Raw genomic sequence first — 14260 nt, 5'->3', positions numbered from 1 at the left:
GAACATCATGACTGAACGGCTGCTGACTGTTGAGAATTTGCAGGTTTCATTTGCGACCCGGGACGGCGAGAATCAGGCCGTCCGCGGCGTTAGCTTCCATATAGATGCCGGTGAAACGGTAGGGATTGTCGGAGAATCCGGCAGCGGCAAAAGCGTTACCGCCAAGGCGGTCATGTCCCTGATCACGCCGCCGGGCCGCATGACTGCCGGTAAGCTGGAGTTTCGCGGCGAGAGTCTGAAGGGACTCACGGAGAAGCAGTGGCGGACCCTGCGCGGGAACCGGATCGCGATGGTCTTTCAGGACCCGATGACCTCGCTGAATCCGGTCAAAAGAATAGGCCAGCAATTAACCGAAGTTATCCGCAGACACCGCGGATTGAATAAAGCGGAGGCGTATGCCGAGGCGGCGGAAATCCTCCGCCAGGTTGGCATACGTGATCCGGAGCAGCGCCTGAAGCAGTATCCGCATGAATTCAGCGGAGGCATGCGCCAGCGGGTGATGATCGCGATGGCGCTCTCCTGCCAGCCGGAGCTGCTGATTGCCGATGAGCCGACCACGGCGCTGGATGCGACAATTCAGGCGCAGATTCTGGATCTGTTCAAGGAGCTGAAAGAACGGTCGGATACAGCGGTAGCGCTGATCACCCATGACCTTGGTGTCGTGGCTCAGGTCTGTACTCGGGTTATTGTGATGTACGGCGGGCTTGTTATGGAGGAGGGCACGGTGGAGGACATCTTCTATCGTCCTCAGCACCCGTACACCCAGGGCCTGCTGCGTTCCATTCCGAAGCGCGGCGGGGGATCGCGCGAGCGGCTGATTCCGATTGAAGGCACACCGCCGGATCTGCTGAATCCGCCGCCCGGCTGTCCGTTTATGGACCGCTGCCCGCATGCTTTTGCCCGCTGCAGTGAACGTCCGCCGGTAGTAGAGCTTGCACCTGGCCACCGCTCGATGTGCTGGCTGGCTGAAGGTGCAGAGCAGCAGGCGGCAGTTACAGTGGGGAGGGATTCCGGTGAGTGAGAGCAAAGTGCTCGTAGATGTGAACAATCTCAAGAAGCATTTCTCCAAGGGCAAGGATATACGCGGGCGCGATACGGCTGTGCTTAAGGCCGTGGACGGCGTCAGCTTCCAGATCCGCCAGGGCGAGACCTTCGGACTGGTGGGTGAATCCGGGAGCGGCAAGTCAACGGTTGGCCGCTGTCTGCTCCGCCTGTACGATTACACGGACGGCGAGGTATTCTATGACGGGCAGCCGCTGGGCAAGCTGGGCGAGAAAGGGCTGAAGCCGTTCCGCAGACGGATTCAGTCGATTTTTCAGGACCCGTACTCTTCACTGAACCCCAGCCTGAATGTGCTGGAATTGATCAGTGAGCCGATGCGTATCCATGGACTCTACCCAGGTGAAGAACGCAAGGAAGCCGTAGCGGAGCTGCTGGAGAAGGTTGGTCTCAAAAGAGAGCATCTCTACCGCTTCCCGCATGAGTTCAGCGGCGGGCAACGCCAGCGGATCTCCATCGCCCGGGCGCTGTCGGTCCGGCCGGAGTTCGTCGTCTGCGACGAGCCGATCTCGGCGCTGGATGTCTCTGTGCAGGCCCAGGTCGTCAATATGCTGGAGGATCTGCAGTCCGAATTCGGACTGACCTATCTGTTCATCGCTCATGACCTGTCGATGGTCCGGCATATCTCTGACCGGATTGGTGTCATGTACGGCGGCCGCCTCGTTGAGGTTGCGGAGAGCGATGAGCTGTATGACAATCCGCAGCATCCGTATACCAAGGCGCTGCTGTCTTCCATTCTGGAGACAGACCCGCTGAAGGCCAGCCAGCGAATCCGGCTGGATGCCTACTCGGTAACGCGCGGGGATGAGGAAGCCGCTGTGCTGCGGGAAGTCAGCCCGGGGCATTACGTGGCTGGAGATTTTACGGACTGAATTCAGGTAAAGGTATGCATTTATATTTATATAAACAAGGGAGGATATACAATGACTGATACGCTGAGTAAGGTAAAGTTATCGCAATGGGACGCCCTGCTGGTGGAATCGCTGCGCTCTCTCGGCTGGTCCGATGAAGAACTGCTGCGGCGGGTTGCCGAAGGCGATCTGCCTGCCGACGAGAGTGAATATGAGTTCGATTACGGGCAGCTGTCTACGCTGGCTGGTGAACAGCCGGAGCTGTTTCGGTCAGCCGTAACCGAAGGCTACCAGATCAAATACAACACGATCCGCGGCATCCGCAGCTGGATTGCCGTTGCGCTCCGCATCGAGCCGAAGCTGGAGCTGGAGGAAGGCCGCGAAGCAGTCGAAGCCGTGTTATCGGAATCACAGAAGCAACGGCTGGAGGATGTATTATCCTTCGGCTGGCAGATTACCGGCGGCGGATCAGCGGCAGATGGCGGAAACGCCACTTACCGGATCGAGCCGATCCAGCGGTAACAGCGGAGCTGAGCAGCAGAAAGAAGCTGCATAATAATATGTATGTTAAGAATTAGCCCTTCGGCTTTGTGCCGGAGGGCTTTTTGCATGAGGAATACAGAAACTCTGGGGAATTTCATAAAAGATACTGGTCTGTCGCTGTTGATCGGGAAACCGGGAATTTGAATTCAAAGAATATAAAGAGAAGTTTTGATCAAACCGTTTGTGATGGATGGTTGACGTATACAGTGCACCATGAGTGACATGACTTAACTAACGTATCCCGATAGCTTAATGACTTTGGTATTTAAGGCAGACAGAGTTTATCAAATCACCTAATGAGCCAATCTGCTGTTCAACTGAATCAACATGATAAAACGTACAGGTGTTTCCGAGTTCATTCAGTTCATTTGTTGAGGAATACAAATAAATTTTCTTGCCAGCCCCCAGTGCAATTCCTAACTCAACATGACTCCCTTTCCCTGCTGGAAACAGGACAATTACAACATCTGCATCCATAACCCCTGCTACTTCTTCTTGTCCTATGTTACGGAGTTTTGATATTGAGTCTATGTTTGAATGAGTTGTCCAGTCGTATGTATGTTGAAAACCTTGAGCTTTCAAACTCACTGCGAGTTGCCGAACACTTTCTACATTTTTGAGACTAGACGCTATGTAAAATTTCATATAATTCTCCCCTGCTCAACCCATTAATCAATTTCAGTTATATATTAACACATATTGGAAGTATTCTGCCCGTTAGCTGAATGAACCTCGTTCATCGAGAGTCATAATGATTGTTGCACAGTACGAAGAAATAATGCATTACACCTAAATTTAAATTTATCGTATGCGCGAAAGCGAGATTTCCAAGTTATATTGCGGATATTCTCGATGAACGTAACCAAACATTTAGGAACATAAGAAACTTCTTTGCGACTGCAGAAGTTGTACCGCCGCCGTCTTGCCCAAGAAACTCTGCCTCTTATGAGGACAGAGCTTCTTACTGTATAAGCCAAACCCAAATTGTAATGTTCCTGCCTTCCGAAACACTAGATGTAGAATAGTCGTAGGATAAGAATCGTAAACTATAAAGCGGGTGTATCGACCCTTGGGAGGTATTTGATGTTTAGATGGAAGCGTGGCCCTGTAACTCTGTTCCAAAGTGATCTGTACATGACGAATTCACTTGTTATGGAGACGGACGATTGTGTGCTGGTAACCGACCCCTGCTGGCTGCCTCGTGAGGTGGAGGAAATCCGGCGGTATGTAGACAACATTCTTGGCGCGAGGAAGCTGCTCCTGTTATTCACTCATTCTGATTTCGATCATATTATCGGATATGGGGCCTTCAGGGATGCTGAAGTCATCGCAAGCAGGGCATTCGCGGACAAAAGCGCCGGGGAACGCGAAGATATTCTTGAACAGATCCGGGTATTTGAAGATGGTTATTATCTCAGGAGAGACTATGAAATCACGTATCCGCTGGTGGATCATGTGATGGAGCAGGATGGGCAGACGCTGGTATTCGGGGATTTGAAGCTGACGGGATATGCTGCGCCGGGCCATACGGATGATGGGCTATTTACTATAGTGGAGTCTGCAGGGCTGTTCATTGCCGGAGACTACTTGTCTGACGTGGAGTTCCCCTATATCTACGATAGCAGTCTGGCTTACGAAGCAACGCTCGGCAAGCTGGAGCAGATATTGGCGCGGCACCCGTTCACGCTGCTGGTCCCCGGACACGGGGCGGCAACGGACAGCAGCGTAGAACTGGAGCGGCGCAGGGACGAGAGCCTGGAGTACATCCTTAATATGCGTACGGCTGTAGCTTCGGGCAGCCAGGAAACGGTTGATGCTCTGATCGAAGGCTGTGCGTTCCCGCGCAATATGTCCAACTTCCACCGCAGCAATCAGGAGCTGATCGCGAAGGAGCTGGCCGGAGAAGCGGAAGACTGACGCTGCAGTTACATATCCAGCTGGATTTTGCGAATATGAAGTACACCGTCAAGTCCGGTAGGGTCCGTACTGACCTTGCGGGAGACGAATTCTTCGGCCCGTTCGGAGGTACGCAGGCGCAGCGGCTTGGTCTCCAGCTGGACCAGATCCCACATAACGTCTGCTACGGACTCTGCAGTCTGCGGTTCTACATTCCGTTTCAGGAAGGTCCCTGTGTAGGCATCGAGAATGGGCTTGTACTCATCTTCGAGGATGCCGCCGGTGTCTGCTACATGCCCAAGGACAGTCTTATTGAACTCTGTAGCGATGGCGCCCGGCTCAAGCAGGGTAATGTCGATATTGAATTGCGGCTTGTAATAGGTAGCCAGGCTCTCCAGCAGTCCCTCCAACGCGAATTTGCTGGCGCAGTAGATCTCGTTCATCGGTTGTCCAATGAGCCCGCCGACACTGGAGGTAGCCACAATATGGCCGTAGCCGGTCTTACGCAGCAGGGGCAGTGCTGCCCGGATCGTATGCATAACCCCGTACACATTAGTGTCGAATATGCGCTCGATATCAGTGAACGGAGCCTGTCCAAGTGCACGGAGATAGCCGAACCCGGCATTGCAGAACAGTACATCCAGCGTACCGTGCTCCTGGTCAATCTGGTCGATAACCCGCTGAATGCTGTCCGGCTGTGTAACCTCCAGTTCTACGAACTGCAGATTGTCCACATTGCGGTACAATTCCTGATCGCGCTCCAGATGGCGGGTGCCGGCGTAGACCGTCCAGCCTTCCTGTGCAAACTTCAGCGCGGACGCCAGGCCGATGCCGGATGATGCTCCGGTGATACAGATGATTTTGCCCATAAGGGATACAGCCTCCATTGATTTGGAATTAAATTGCTTCTACCTTCACGATTTCGCACACATTATAGCATAAAGCAGCCGATGTTCTGGCAAGATGACATAAAGTTTGTTTTTTCGCGTATTTTTGACTCTGCCGAAGTTGCTATAATTGTTTTCGTTACGGTACACTATAACTAAAGGTCCTAATCGCCTGCGAATGGAGAGGAACAAGGAAACAATGGATGTATTCAAGCGTTACTTTGCAAATTTAACAGTCCGTCGCTTTTTAATTCTGGCACTGATTGGACTGCTGCTGTACAGTATTAGAGACATGCTGAATCTGGTGCTGCTGACGTTCCTGATTGCTTATGTAATGAACAGCTTTCAGGTGCTTTTGAGCAAAAGAATCGGCAAATATGTCAAGGTGAACAGCAAGGTAATCATTATTATTTTGTACTTAGCGCTCATCACTATGATCGTACTGGCCCTTGTCAAATATCTGCCCAAGGTCTTCTCGCAGATTAAGCAATTAACCGCGTTTCTCGGAACACTAACCTCTGACGACATCCCACAGAACGAGATTATGCAGTATTTATTCAGCATGGTTAAGGAATTGAACTACCAGAGCTATTTGAATCAAGGCATTGAATACGTGTTCAAAATCAGTGACTGGGGAACTACGTTCGTCCTGTCAACGATTCTGAGCCTTGTCTTCATCCTGGAGAAGAACAGAATTGTCAACTTCACCTCCCGCCTGAGAGACAGCAAGATCTCCTGGTTCTATGTAGAGCTTGAGTATTTCGGCAGGAAATTCATAGCCTCCTTCGGTAAAGTCATTGAAGCCCAGATCCTGATTGCGCTGTTCAATACTTTGTTCACGGTTGTCGGGTTATGGATCATGGGCTTCTTTTTCGAACCCTTCCCGTATCTCTTTGCGCTCGCCATTATGATCTTCATGCTCAGCCTGATTCCAGTGGTCGGCTTTGTCATTTCGCTTATTCCGCTATGCATCATCGGCTACAATACCGGCGGACTGGTGATGACGATCTACATACTGGCTATGATCGCCGTGCTGCATGTCATGGAAGGTTACTTCCTCAACCCAAAGCTGATGTCCTCCAAAATGAACCTTCCAATGTTCTACACCTTCATCGTGCTGCTGTTCTCCGAGCATTATATCGGCGTATGGGGACTGATTCTCGGCATTCCGATCTTCGTCTTCTTCCTGGATATTCTGGAGATTAGCCGTGATAAGCCGGGAACCTAAGGGATAAGGATACAAGGTGAAGCAACGATAAAAAATATACGATCCAATAGATAAGTGACATACACAAACATATACGAGAGTTTCAAAATAGGTGATATTCAAACTGCTCATGGTTTGGGTATCCTTTTTTATTAGAATGAAGGAGGAAGCGCAAGATGATCAAATATCCGGTGTTAGAGCCAGGAGCAGTTATAGGTGTAACAGCACCCTCATCAGGAGTAGGGGAGGAACTGCGCGAACTGCTTGAGCTAGCCTGCAGCCGGTTGCAGGAGCAGGGTTATGGCGTAGTATGCGGAGCAACGGCGTGGACGCAGGATAAGGCCAAGTCTGCACCGGCAAGTGTGCGTGCGGCTGAATTCAATGCCATGATGGCCGATGACAGCATCGGGCTCGTGATCCCTCCTTGGGGCGGCGAGCTGCTGATCGAGATTCTGGAGCAGGTGGATTTCGATCACATGAAGGTTAAATGGATTCTCGGCTACTCTGATATCAGTGTGCTGCTGCTGGCTGTTACTCTCCGGACGGGCATCGCCACTGCTCACGGCACCAATTTTATTGATTTACGTGGAAAAGAGACAGACCCGGTGACAGCTATGTGGGAATCCGTGCTGTCTACAGCAAGCGGGGAATCGGTACTTCAGCATTCCTCACAGCAGTACCAGCTGGAATGGGGAGGCGGGGAGCCTTCACCCCATGTGTTCAATCTTACCGAAATCACCAACTGGAAGACTGTAGGTAATCAGAACGTAACTATGCAGGGCCGGCTGCTCGGCGGCTGCATTGACGTAATCCGGCATCTCATCGGCACGCCGTATGGGGATGTGCGGTATTTCCAGCAGCATTACATTCAGAATGAGCCTATCCTGTGGTACTTGGAGAACTGCGAGCTGTCGGTGACGGATCTGCGCAGATCCCTGCTGCAGATGAAGCTGGCCGGCTGGTTCGACCATTGCAGCGGCCTGATGTTCGGCCGGAGCGCAGCTAACCGTCCTATGGAGAATTACACCGTGGAGGATGTCTATCAGGAGCTGGCCAGCGAGCTGGGTCTGCCGGTTGTGTATGATATCGACTGCGGCCATCTGTCGCCGCAGCTTACGCTGGTGAACGGGGCTTTTGCGGAGGTGGAGGTCCGAGTAGAGGCGGAAGAGGCTGGGGGAATGGAAGAGGGCCAAAAGGGCAGGGGTACGGTTAGGCAGTATTTTCGGCCGTGACAGGCGACTGGAGGGCCGAATGCTGCTGCTGTCGCCTCCCTTCTAAAAAGAATGGAGTATCTTTTTAGAGATGCAATATATTTGTTCTGTTGAAGAGCCTAATACATAGAAATGGGGCTACTATATGCCGTTATTTAATGAAAAAGACGAGTGCAGCCTGGTTGAGGCTTTAAAAATGTATATACCGGATGTCGAGGAGCTGCTGAACCCGCCAGTGGTGGAAGCAGAAATAATCGCGGCAGAGAGCCTGATCGGCTTCCAATTTCCTTATGAGTTCAGGAAACTCTATATGAAGCATAACGGAGAGGGAGAGCAGGTCATGGGCGTCATGGCTGGGTTTCGCTGGATAACCCTACAGTCGGTAACGGGTACTTGGAAATGGCGACAGGATCTACCGTATGACATTATTTCCGGGAAGCTTGATGCAGTGAAGGAAGGAGGATATAAAAAGGGCTGGATTCCTTTTGCTGAAGATGGCGGAAACTCATTATTAATAATGGATTTGGAACCCGGAGCAAAAGGGAGCTATAGCCAGATTATTTCCTTAGACCGTAATACGAATATCTCCTATGTTATTGCCGAGAGTTTCGGGCAGTTCATAGAATCTATTGTATCAGAACTCAGAACGGGTGATTTAAACCCTACGGACATGGAGGAAGTGATCTATGTTCACCGGAAGCGGGGACATTTGTTTGACGATTTGCCGAAGCTGACCAACATGCAGAACAAACAAAACTGCCTCACTCCGGTTAGCGGATTCTGGGCAGAGTATTTTGAAGATAAGCTTGAAGAAGGTTGTATCTCTACAGAAATGTTAATCAAACAGAAAAGGGTCTTTATCGGATTTGAGCTTGCGGAAAAACACGGAGTAGTGCCGCTGGGTCTTTTAACCCGCATGCCTAATCTCAAAGAACTTATTATACATACCGGCAACATTGCCAATTACGATGTACTCAAACAGTTGCCTGGATTAACAGAACTTGTAATAGGAGGGTCCTCGTTCACGGAGTCTGATTTGGAGCACTTAGTTTACTTGGAGGATTTAAGGGAATTGACACTAGCAAGACTTTCATTAAAGGATGTACATAAACTAAAGGATCTAAAAAAATTAAAATCCCTCAGATTATTTCGAATGGACTCCATCAATAGCAAAACAATAGGAGCGTTAGTAAACTTGACTGAATTAAGCTTAGAAGAATTAGAGGCTGGTGATTTGAGCTATATCTCGAACCTTAAACAGCTAAAAAAGCTGGAACTCAAAAAAGTGGAAATATCCGGATTTACCTTTATGAAGGACTTGAAGAATCTTACCATTTTTAGAACAGACCGTCGGGCGACAGATGAATCGGACATGGCTGCTCTGGGAGAATTGCGCAAGCTGGAGGAGTTTAACTATCCGGTTGGTGACTTATCCGTCTTTCAAAATTGTCTGAGTCTGCGTGAAATTGGCGTAAATGCACAGAAATTTAGCGGACTCGCGGATATTCGCAGGTGCAATCTAAGAGGTATTACTATATTTGAGGCAACCTCAGAAGAACATGCAAAGTCTATAGTTGCTGAGTTCAGTAAATATTTTAACCTTAACTCTTATGAATGGTCGGCGCTGTGAAAGGAATGAAGGGCGTTAAAGCATTAATATTAGGAGCGCTGCTGTGATGACGTGCTCTTTACGGTGTCGGTAAGTTTGCTTGAAGCGGTCAAGTGCAGAAATGCTCATTCCGATTACGCACTTTAAGGAGGAATGGGAACGAAATGAAGCTCGACCTTCGAGAATTAGCGGAACGGGCTGTAACAAAAGCGAGTGACAGAATTTCTGAACTGCGCAGTCGGAAAAAATTGAAGTGAGTTACAAGGATTACGGTGAACTTGTAGAATGATAACTTCTTAGGAGCACTGCAGACTTGAATGTTGTACGTTTTGCAACTTTGATTCATAGTTAGCCAGGTTTTCGGGTGGATTGTTGTATGAAATACAACAATAATCCTGCTAAGTCGCTTGAGAAAGGTGAAATCCTGCCTTTTGTACAACAATTTTGGATTTGGGCCGATAGGATGAAGGAAATGTTGTATTATGTGCAGGATTATATAAAAAGCTGCCTGTCGCCGCCCCGGAAAGCGGATGAAATCGGGATTCACGCCCCAATCTTACGTAGAGCCTACATAGTACTCTATTTTCACCAGGCAGTAACAATAAGAGTGCGGCGAACGCACACTTACCAGCCCGTAGGGGTACTACACACAAAAAAGCTGCCCCACCGCAGTAATTCTGCAGGTGAGACAGCCTTTTTCAAATAAACGGTATTGAATTTACGTGATTCAGCCTGCCGGATTCACTCAGCCAAATGAAGTCAGCACACTCTGCGTCACGATCTCTCTAAGTTCAGCTTTCTGTGCGGTGTACTGCTGCTGATTGATGCTTCCGCCCGCCAGTCTTGCTTCCAGCTGCTGGGTCAGCTGTTTGACCTGCAGGTTGATCACATTATTGATATTCCCGCCGTTCTCTTCTGCAATGGTGCGCAGGGATTTGCCGTCATATAGGGCGTCGTACAGCTCTTCATCGGAGGATTGGCTCAGGTTCAGGGCGTCCAGCAGCTCATCGGTATCGGCCACGTCAGATGTGGACCATTTGGCAACGGGAAGGGTATGTAATGCTGGCTTGCCCCAGGCAGTTCCTCCGAAGGACATGGCTACAACCATCGTTCCGACAATCATTACCCGCTTAATATTCATTCGTTTTATGTTCATGTCTGTTATCCTCTTTTCATGATTGGTTATATCGTTCAGGGTTAGTGGTTTGCGGCGGCTAGTGAACTTCAGCTAAATACAGTTTACCCGTCAATACTGAAATGAAGCTTAAGTCTTCTTAAAGATAACCTAAATGTTTAGGAAGCCCTGGTTCGTTCTAAAAGCATTTGCCTAACCGGTGTTTGCCAGCAGGCCCGGACGGTGATTCTAGTAGTAAATACCGGCGAAGCCTGCATTTCCTTGATCCGGCTTCTCCATTTGCGTTATTCTTGTAGGCACACAGCAATATACTTACCCTTACCAAAGCAAGTGCAAACGGAAGGATGAACCTCCTATGAAAAAAATACTGGTCGTCGATGATGAACCGGCCATTGTGAGTGCGATTGCCTATGCGCTGCGGCGTGAAGGCTATGAGGTCGATACCGCCGGTGACGGGGAGGAAGCGCTGAGCAAGACGAACACCTTCCACCCGAACGTGCTGGTGCTGGATGTAATGATGCCGAAGCTGAGCGGGTATGATGTGTGCCGCAAGCTTGAGAAACGTGATGATATCGGAATTATTCTGCTGACCGTCAAAAATGATATTGTCGATAAAATTGTCGGCCTGGAGCTTGGTGCAGACGATTATATGACCAAGCCGTTCGAGATCCGCGAGCTGCTGGCCCGGGTCAAGGCACTGCTGCGCAGGCTGGAGAAGAATACGGCCGAGGTGAAGAGCGAGCTGATCGAATACGGCATTCTGCGGGTGCATCCCGACCGGCGCAGCGCCGAGCTTGGGGAGGAGAGCCTTGAGCTGACTCCGAAGGAATTCGATCTGCTGCTGCTGCTGCTCTCCCACCCGCAGCGGGTGTATATGCGCGAGGAGCTGCTGGAGCAGGTGTGGGATATGGACTACGCCGGGGGAACGCGTACGGTGGATATCCATATTCAGCGGCTTCGCAAAAAACTGGGCGAGCCCTACCAGAATATCCTGCAGACGGTCTATGGCGTCGGCTATAAGGCTGTGCCTGCGGGGAGCTACCCATGAGAGTCAGCATCAAGCTGAAGTTCAGCCTGTTCCTGGCTCTGCTGCTCATTCTTGCGCTCAGCGTGCTGAGCTATTTCGTGCTGCGAGGGGTGGAGCGGAATCAGCAGGGTCAGACGGAGATCTATCTGGCCCAGCATGTCACAACCGTTAATCTGCGCGTGAAGCAGACTTACTATACCGGCGTGCGCCTCACGCCGCAGGCCTTCATGCAGCAGCGGGGCCGGGCGCTGGCCGCCGAGCTGGCCGGGTACACCGGCCTGGAGGTGACCCTGTACGACAGCCAGGGTCAGCAGGTGGGAACCTCGGCTCAGGGTGAGCCGGGGCCAGGCAGGCCGGATGTCAGCGCGGCGCTGGACTACGCGCTGAATAATAAAGTCGCCTATCAGAGTGAAGGCGACAAGCTGCTGTATCTGGCTCCTCTGCAGGGGCCGGAGGAGCAGATGGGTGTGGTGCAGCTGCAGTACTCGCTGCAGGACGCCCGGAGCTTCCAGCAGACGCTGCTGAATCTGTTCCTGACGACAGGGGGCGCGGTGCTGGTGCTCAGCTTCATCATCGGGTACCTGTACTTCAACCGCGCTGCGGCAGCGATCGGGCGCCTGAAGAAATCAGCGGAGGATATCCGCCGTGCCGATTACATCTCGGCTCCGCCTGTGAAGAGCAAGGATGAACTCGGTGAGCTGGCCGAAGGCATCTACTTCATGAGCCGGGAGATCGAGAGCAGCATTGCCGCGAAGGATGAGGAGCGGCGCAAGCTGCAGCTCGCGGTGGAGAAGCTGCAGGCGCTGGAGCAGCAGCAGAAGCAGTACATCGGGAATATCAGCCATGAGTTCAAGACACCGCTGACTTCAATCAAGGCGTATGTTGATCTGCTGAACATGTATGACGATGACCCCGAGCTGCTGCATGATGCCAAGCTCAGCATTGCCAAGGAGACAGACCGGCTGTATGAGATGGTGGAGAAGGTGCTTCAGCTGACCGCGCTGGAGAAATATGATTTCGAATCCCAGGCAGAGCTGCTGGAGGTCGAGGGCATGCTGCGGGATATATGCGGCCGGATGAAAGGCAAGGCCGAGCGTTATGGCCTTACGGTATCGCTTGACGTCAAGCCGGCGCATATCTGGATCGATAAAGAGAGCTTCATGCATATCTTCATCAATCTGCTCGACAATGCGATCAAATATAATGTTCCGCAGGGAAGCATTCATCTGCGGAGCGAGGTTAGGGACGGGCGGGTATGGATTACAATCCGTGATTCCGGTATCGGCATTCCTGAAGAGTCGCGGGACAAGATCTTCGAGCCGTTCTATACGGTTAACCGTGACCGTTCGAGAGCCTCGGGAGGCACGGGACTTGGACTCTCGCTGGTCCGTAACCTGGTGGAGAAGCAGAACGGAACCATAGCACTGCTGGAAAGCTCAGGCGAGGGCGCAGCGTTTGAGCTGTCTTTTCCATTAGTGTCCTGAAGGGGCTACGTTTACAACTTGGAAACATTCTATATGCGGTTTGGAAATAAGCATCCGGTATGCTGGGAGTAACACAAGCTGGAGGGAAGCCTAATGAATGCTGAGAACAATAGAAGACGGGGCAAGGTGCGGGCAATTCTGCTATGTGGTGCGGTTCTGCTGTCCTTGACAGGCTGCGCTGCGGAGAATACTGAAACAAGGCAGGTGGTGGAGAAATCCGGCCGCAAAATTACGGTCCTCGATAACATTAGCGAATCCGTCTATACCCAGTTGAGGCTGGAAGGGATCGATAAGGTGGAGGGTGTGCGGGGCACGGATTTTGTCAGCGAGGACGTCATGGTTGTGACCAAAGAAAACCGTAATCTCCCTGCGCAGGTGATCGAAGGCCAGGAAAGATATCCGCTGAATCTCTATCTGCATACACTCTCCACGGGTGATGAGACTCCGCTGCAGGAGGGGGAGCTGAATTATGGTTCACCGCAAATGTCTCCGGACAAGACGCATGTATTCTACAAAGAGCTGTATGAAGCTACTGGACTTGGCTATATTATGGATCTGGCCACAGGCGTTTCGGTGAAAATGAGCGATGCGGAGTTCAGAAGCGAAGAAGGAAGATGGGCGGATAACGATCATGTGATTTATCCGGATATGGAAGGCAATATCATGAGCGCGGATGTGATCGGCAAGCAGGAGACAGTGCTGAAGACCGGCATCCCTTATGTACATGAGGTCATGCAGAGCGGCAGCCGGATTCTATATGTCACGGGTGAAGACAGCCAGCTTAGCGCTTATGATACGGATACGAAACAGACCAAGGTGTTGAGCAAGAATGTGATGTGGGTTGTTCCGTCACCGGACGGGAGCACGCTCGCAATTGTCGAACGGAAGGGTCCGGGCGAGATGGTGCTGAAGCTCTGTGACAGTGAAGGCAATGAACAGTCCCAGCTTGCTGCAGGCCAGCAGATCTTCGGTACCAGCTGGTCGCCGGACGGCAGCAAGCTGGCCTATGCAGTCACTGCAGCAGGTTCTGCTGATGACCAGGAAGACCTGTTCATTACCGAGGTGGAGACCGGAGAACAGACGCCTGTGCTGAATGATATCCGCGTGTCTGACCAGCTGCACTGGAGCCCCTCGGGCAAGAAGCTTCTGGCTACAGCAACTGTGCTGAAGGACAACGTCTATCAGTTCCTCACCTATGTGGTGAGTTTGTCTTAATGCTCCGGATCAGCAGCTTGGCGCCAGCACTTGGAATCTTCGCACAAGAAGGTCAGCCGGAGGTTTTCCGGCTGACAACACCGATCATTTTCGCTTTTTGCCGGGTAAGCTAAGCGACTAAAAATCCTGCATCAAA

Annotated in this window: 14 protein-coding genes; 11 read left to right on the top strand and 3 right to left on the bottom strand. The window is 51.3% G+C overall.

Translation table 11 applies throughout. The features are described 5' to 3' along the window. The first annotated feature begins 7 nt into the window (after positions 1 to 7). The 3 genes from GC101_RS30435 to GC101_RS30425 are packed head-to-tail and all read left to right on the top strand — an operon-like array spanning position 8 to position 2432. Entirely contained in the window at positions 8 to 1021 is a 1014-nt protein-coding gene (locus GC101_RS30435; RefSeq protein ID WP_042132887.1) for an ABC transporter ATP-binding protein, read from the top strand. After that, positions 1014 to 1931 (top strand): ABC transporter ATP-binding protein, encoded by a 918-nt coding sequence (locus GC101_RS30430; protein WP_042210125.1) that lies wholly within the window; start codon positions 1014 to 1016, stop codon positions 1929 to 1931. Before GC101_RS30435 ends, GC101_RS30430 begins: the two co-directional genes overlap by 8 nt. A gap of 51 nt (positions 1932 to 1982) precedes the next feature. Then, entirely contained in the window at positions 1983 to 2432 is a 450-nt protein-coding gene (locus GC101_RS30425; protein ID WP_171720381.1) for a hypothetical protein, read from the top strand. A gap of 270 nt (positions 2433 to 2702) precedes the next feature. Here GC101_RS30425 and GC101_RS30420 read toward each other — a convergent pair whose 3' ends face one another. After that, complete coding sequence (locus GC101_RS30420; RefSeq protein ID WP_171720380.1) at positions 2703 to 3098, bottom strand: nucleoside 2-deoxyribosyltransferase; 396 nt, start codon at positions 3096 to 3098, stop codon at positions 2703 to 2705. Positions 3099 to 3536: 438 nt separating this feature from the next. Here GC101_RS30420 and GC101_RS30415 point away from each other — a divergent pair, with 438 nt between their 5' ends. Continuing rightward, complete coding sequence (locus GC101_RS30415) at positions 3537 to 4370, top strand: MBL fold metallo-hydrolase (RefSeq protein ID WP_171720379.1); 834 nt, start codon at positions 3537 to 3539, stop codon at positions 4368 to 4370. Between the two features lie 8 nt (positions 4371 to 4378). Here the strand turns inward: GC101_RS30415 and GC101_RS30410 are convergent, their stop codons facing one another. Continuing rightward, entirely contained in the window at positions 4379 to 5218 is an 840-nt protein-coding gene (locus GC101_RS30410) for an SDR family oxidoreductase (RefSeq protein WP_171720378.1), read from the bottom strand. A gap of 217 nt (positions 5219 to 5435) precedes the next feature. Here GC101_RS30410 and GC101_RS30405 point away from each other — a divergent pair, with 217 nt between their 5' ends. From GC101_RS30405 to GC101_RS30390, 4 genes are all read left to right on the top strand, one after another. Next, the gene (locus GC101_RS30405; protein ID WP_171720377.1) at positions 5436 to 6464 is read left to right on the top strand and encodes an AI-2E family transporter; all 1029 of its coding nucleotides are present in this window, start codon (positions 5436 to 5438) and stop codon (positions 6462 to 6464) included. Between the two features lie 155 nt (positions 6465 to 6619). Beyond that, entirely contained in the window at positions 6620 to 7675 is a 1056-nt protein-coding gene (locus GC101_RS30400; RefSeq protein ID WP_171720376.1) for a S66 family peptidase, read from the top strand. Between the two features lie 124 nt (positions 7676 to 7799). Then, a complete protein-coding gene (locus GC101_RS30395; protein WP_171720375.1) occupies positions 7800 to 9284 on the top strand; it encodes an SMI1/KNR4 family protein in 1485 nt (494 codons plus the stop codon). A gap of 355 nt (positions 9285 to 9639) precedes the next feature. Then, a complete protein-coding gene (locus GC101_RS30390; RefSeq protein ID WP_171720374.1) occupies positions 9640 to 9969 on the top strand; it encodes a hypothetical protein in 330 nt (109 codons plus the stop codon). A 39-nt stretch (positions 9970 to 10008) separates the two neighbouring features. On the opposite strand, the gene GC101_RS30385 is transcribed toward GC101_RS30390, so the two are convergent. Beyond that, positions 10009 to 10419, bottom strand: a complete 411-nt coding sequence (locus GC101_RS30385) for a hypothetical protein (RefSeq protein ID WP_246354581.1) — start codon at positions 10417 to 10419, stop codon at positions 10009 to 10011. 334 nt (positions 10420 to 10753) lie between these two features. On the opposite strand from GC101_RS30385, the gene GC101_RS30380 reads away from it, so the two are divergent. From GC101_RS30380 to GC101_RS30370, 3 genes are all read left to right on the top strand, one after another. Further along, on the top strand, positions 10754 to 11446 hold the full coding sequence (locus GC101_RS30380) for a response regulator transcription factor (RefSeq protein ID WP_171720373.1): 693 nt from the start codon (positions 10754 to 10756) through the stop codon (positions 11444 to 11446). Beyond that, a complete protein-coding gene (locus tag GC101_RS30375) occupies positions 11443 to 12909 on the top strand; it encodes a sensor histidine kinase (protein ID WP_171720372.1) in 1467 nt (488 codons plus the stop codon). Before GC101_RS30380 ends, GC101_RS30375 begins: the two co-directional genes overlap by 4 nt. Positions 12910 to 13002: 93 nt before the next feature. Further along, positions 13003 to 14124 (top strand): TolB family protein, encoded by a 1122-nt coding sequence (locus GC101_RS30370; protein ID WP_171720371.1) that lies wholly within the window; start codon positions 13003 to 13005, stop codon positions 14122 to 14124. Positions 14125 to 14260 lie beyond the last annotated feature (136 nt).

Source organism: Paenibacillus phytohabitans, from assembly GCF_013141775.1.
GTDB lineage: Bacteria > Bacillota > Bacilli > Paenibacillales > Paenibacillaceae > Paenibacillus_AQ > Paenibacillus_AQ phytohabitans.
This window is presented reverse-complemented; position numbering and strand designations above follow the sequence as displayed.

Bases quoted from the DNA above. Each gene is read 5' to 3' on its own strand.
- GC101_RS30435 (WP_042132887.1), top strand. From the start codon at position 8: ATGACTGAACGGCTGCTGACTGTTGAGAATTTGCAGGTTTCATTTGCG.
- GC101_RS30425 (WP_171720381.1), top strand. From the start codon at position 1,983: ATGACTGATACGCTGAGTAAGGTAAAGTTATCGCAATGGGACGCCCTG.
- GC101_RS30420 (WP_171720380.1), bottom strand. From the start codon at position 3,098: ATGAAATTTTACATAGCGTCTAGTCTCAAAAATGTAGAAAGTGTTCGG.
- GC101_RS30415 (WP_171720379.1), top strand. From the start codon at position 3,537: ATGTTTAGATGGAAGCGTGGCCCTGTAACTCTGTTCCAAAGTGATCTG.
- GC101_RS30410 (WP_171720378.1), bottom strand. From the start codon at position 5,218: ATGGGCAAAATCATCTGTATCACCGGAGCATCATCCGGCATCGGCCTG.
- GC101_RS30405 (WP_171720377.1), top strand. From the start codon at position 5,436: ATGGATGTATTCAAGCGTTACTTTGCAAATTTAACAGTCCGTCGCTTT.
- GC101_RS30400 (WP_171720376.1), top strand. From the start codon at position 6,620: ATGATCAAATATCCGGTGTTAGAGCCAGGAGCAGTTATAGGTGTAACA.
- GC101_RS30395 (WP_171720375.1), top strand. From the start codon at position 7,800: ATGCCGTTATTTAATGAAAAAGACGAGTGCAGCCTGGTTGAGGCTTTA.
- GC101_RS30390 (WP_171720374.1), top strand. From the start codon at position 9,640: ATGAAATACAACAATAATCCTGCTAAGTCGCTTGAGAAAGGTGAAATC.
- GC101_RS30385 (WP_246354581.1), bottom strand. From the start codon at position 10,419: ATGAACATAAAACGAATGAATATTAAGCGGGTAATGATTGTCGGAACG.
- GC101_RS30380 (WP_171720373.1), top strand. From the start codon at position 10,754: ATGAAAAAAATACTGGTCGTCGATGATGAACCGGCCATTGTGAGTGCG.
- GC101_RS30375 (WP_171720372.1), top strand. From the start codon at position 11,443: ATGAGAGTCAGCATCAAGCTGAAGTTCAGCCTGTTCCTGGCTCTGCTG.
- GC101_RS30370 (WP_171720371.1), top strand. From the start codon at position 13,003: ATGAATGCTGAGAACAATAGAAGACGGGGCAAGGTGCGGGCAATTCTG.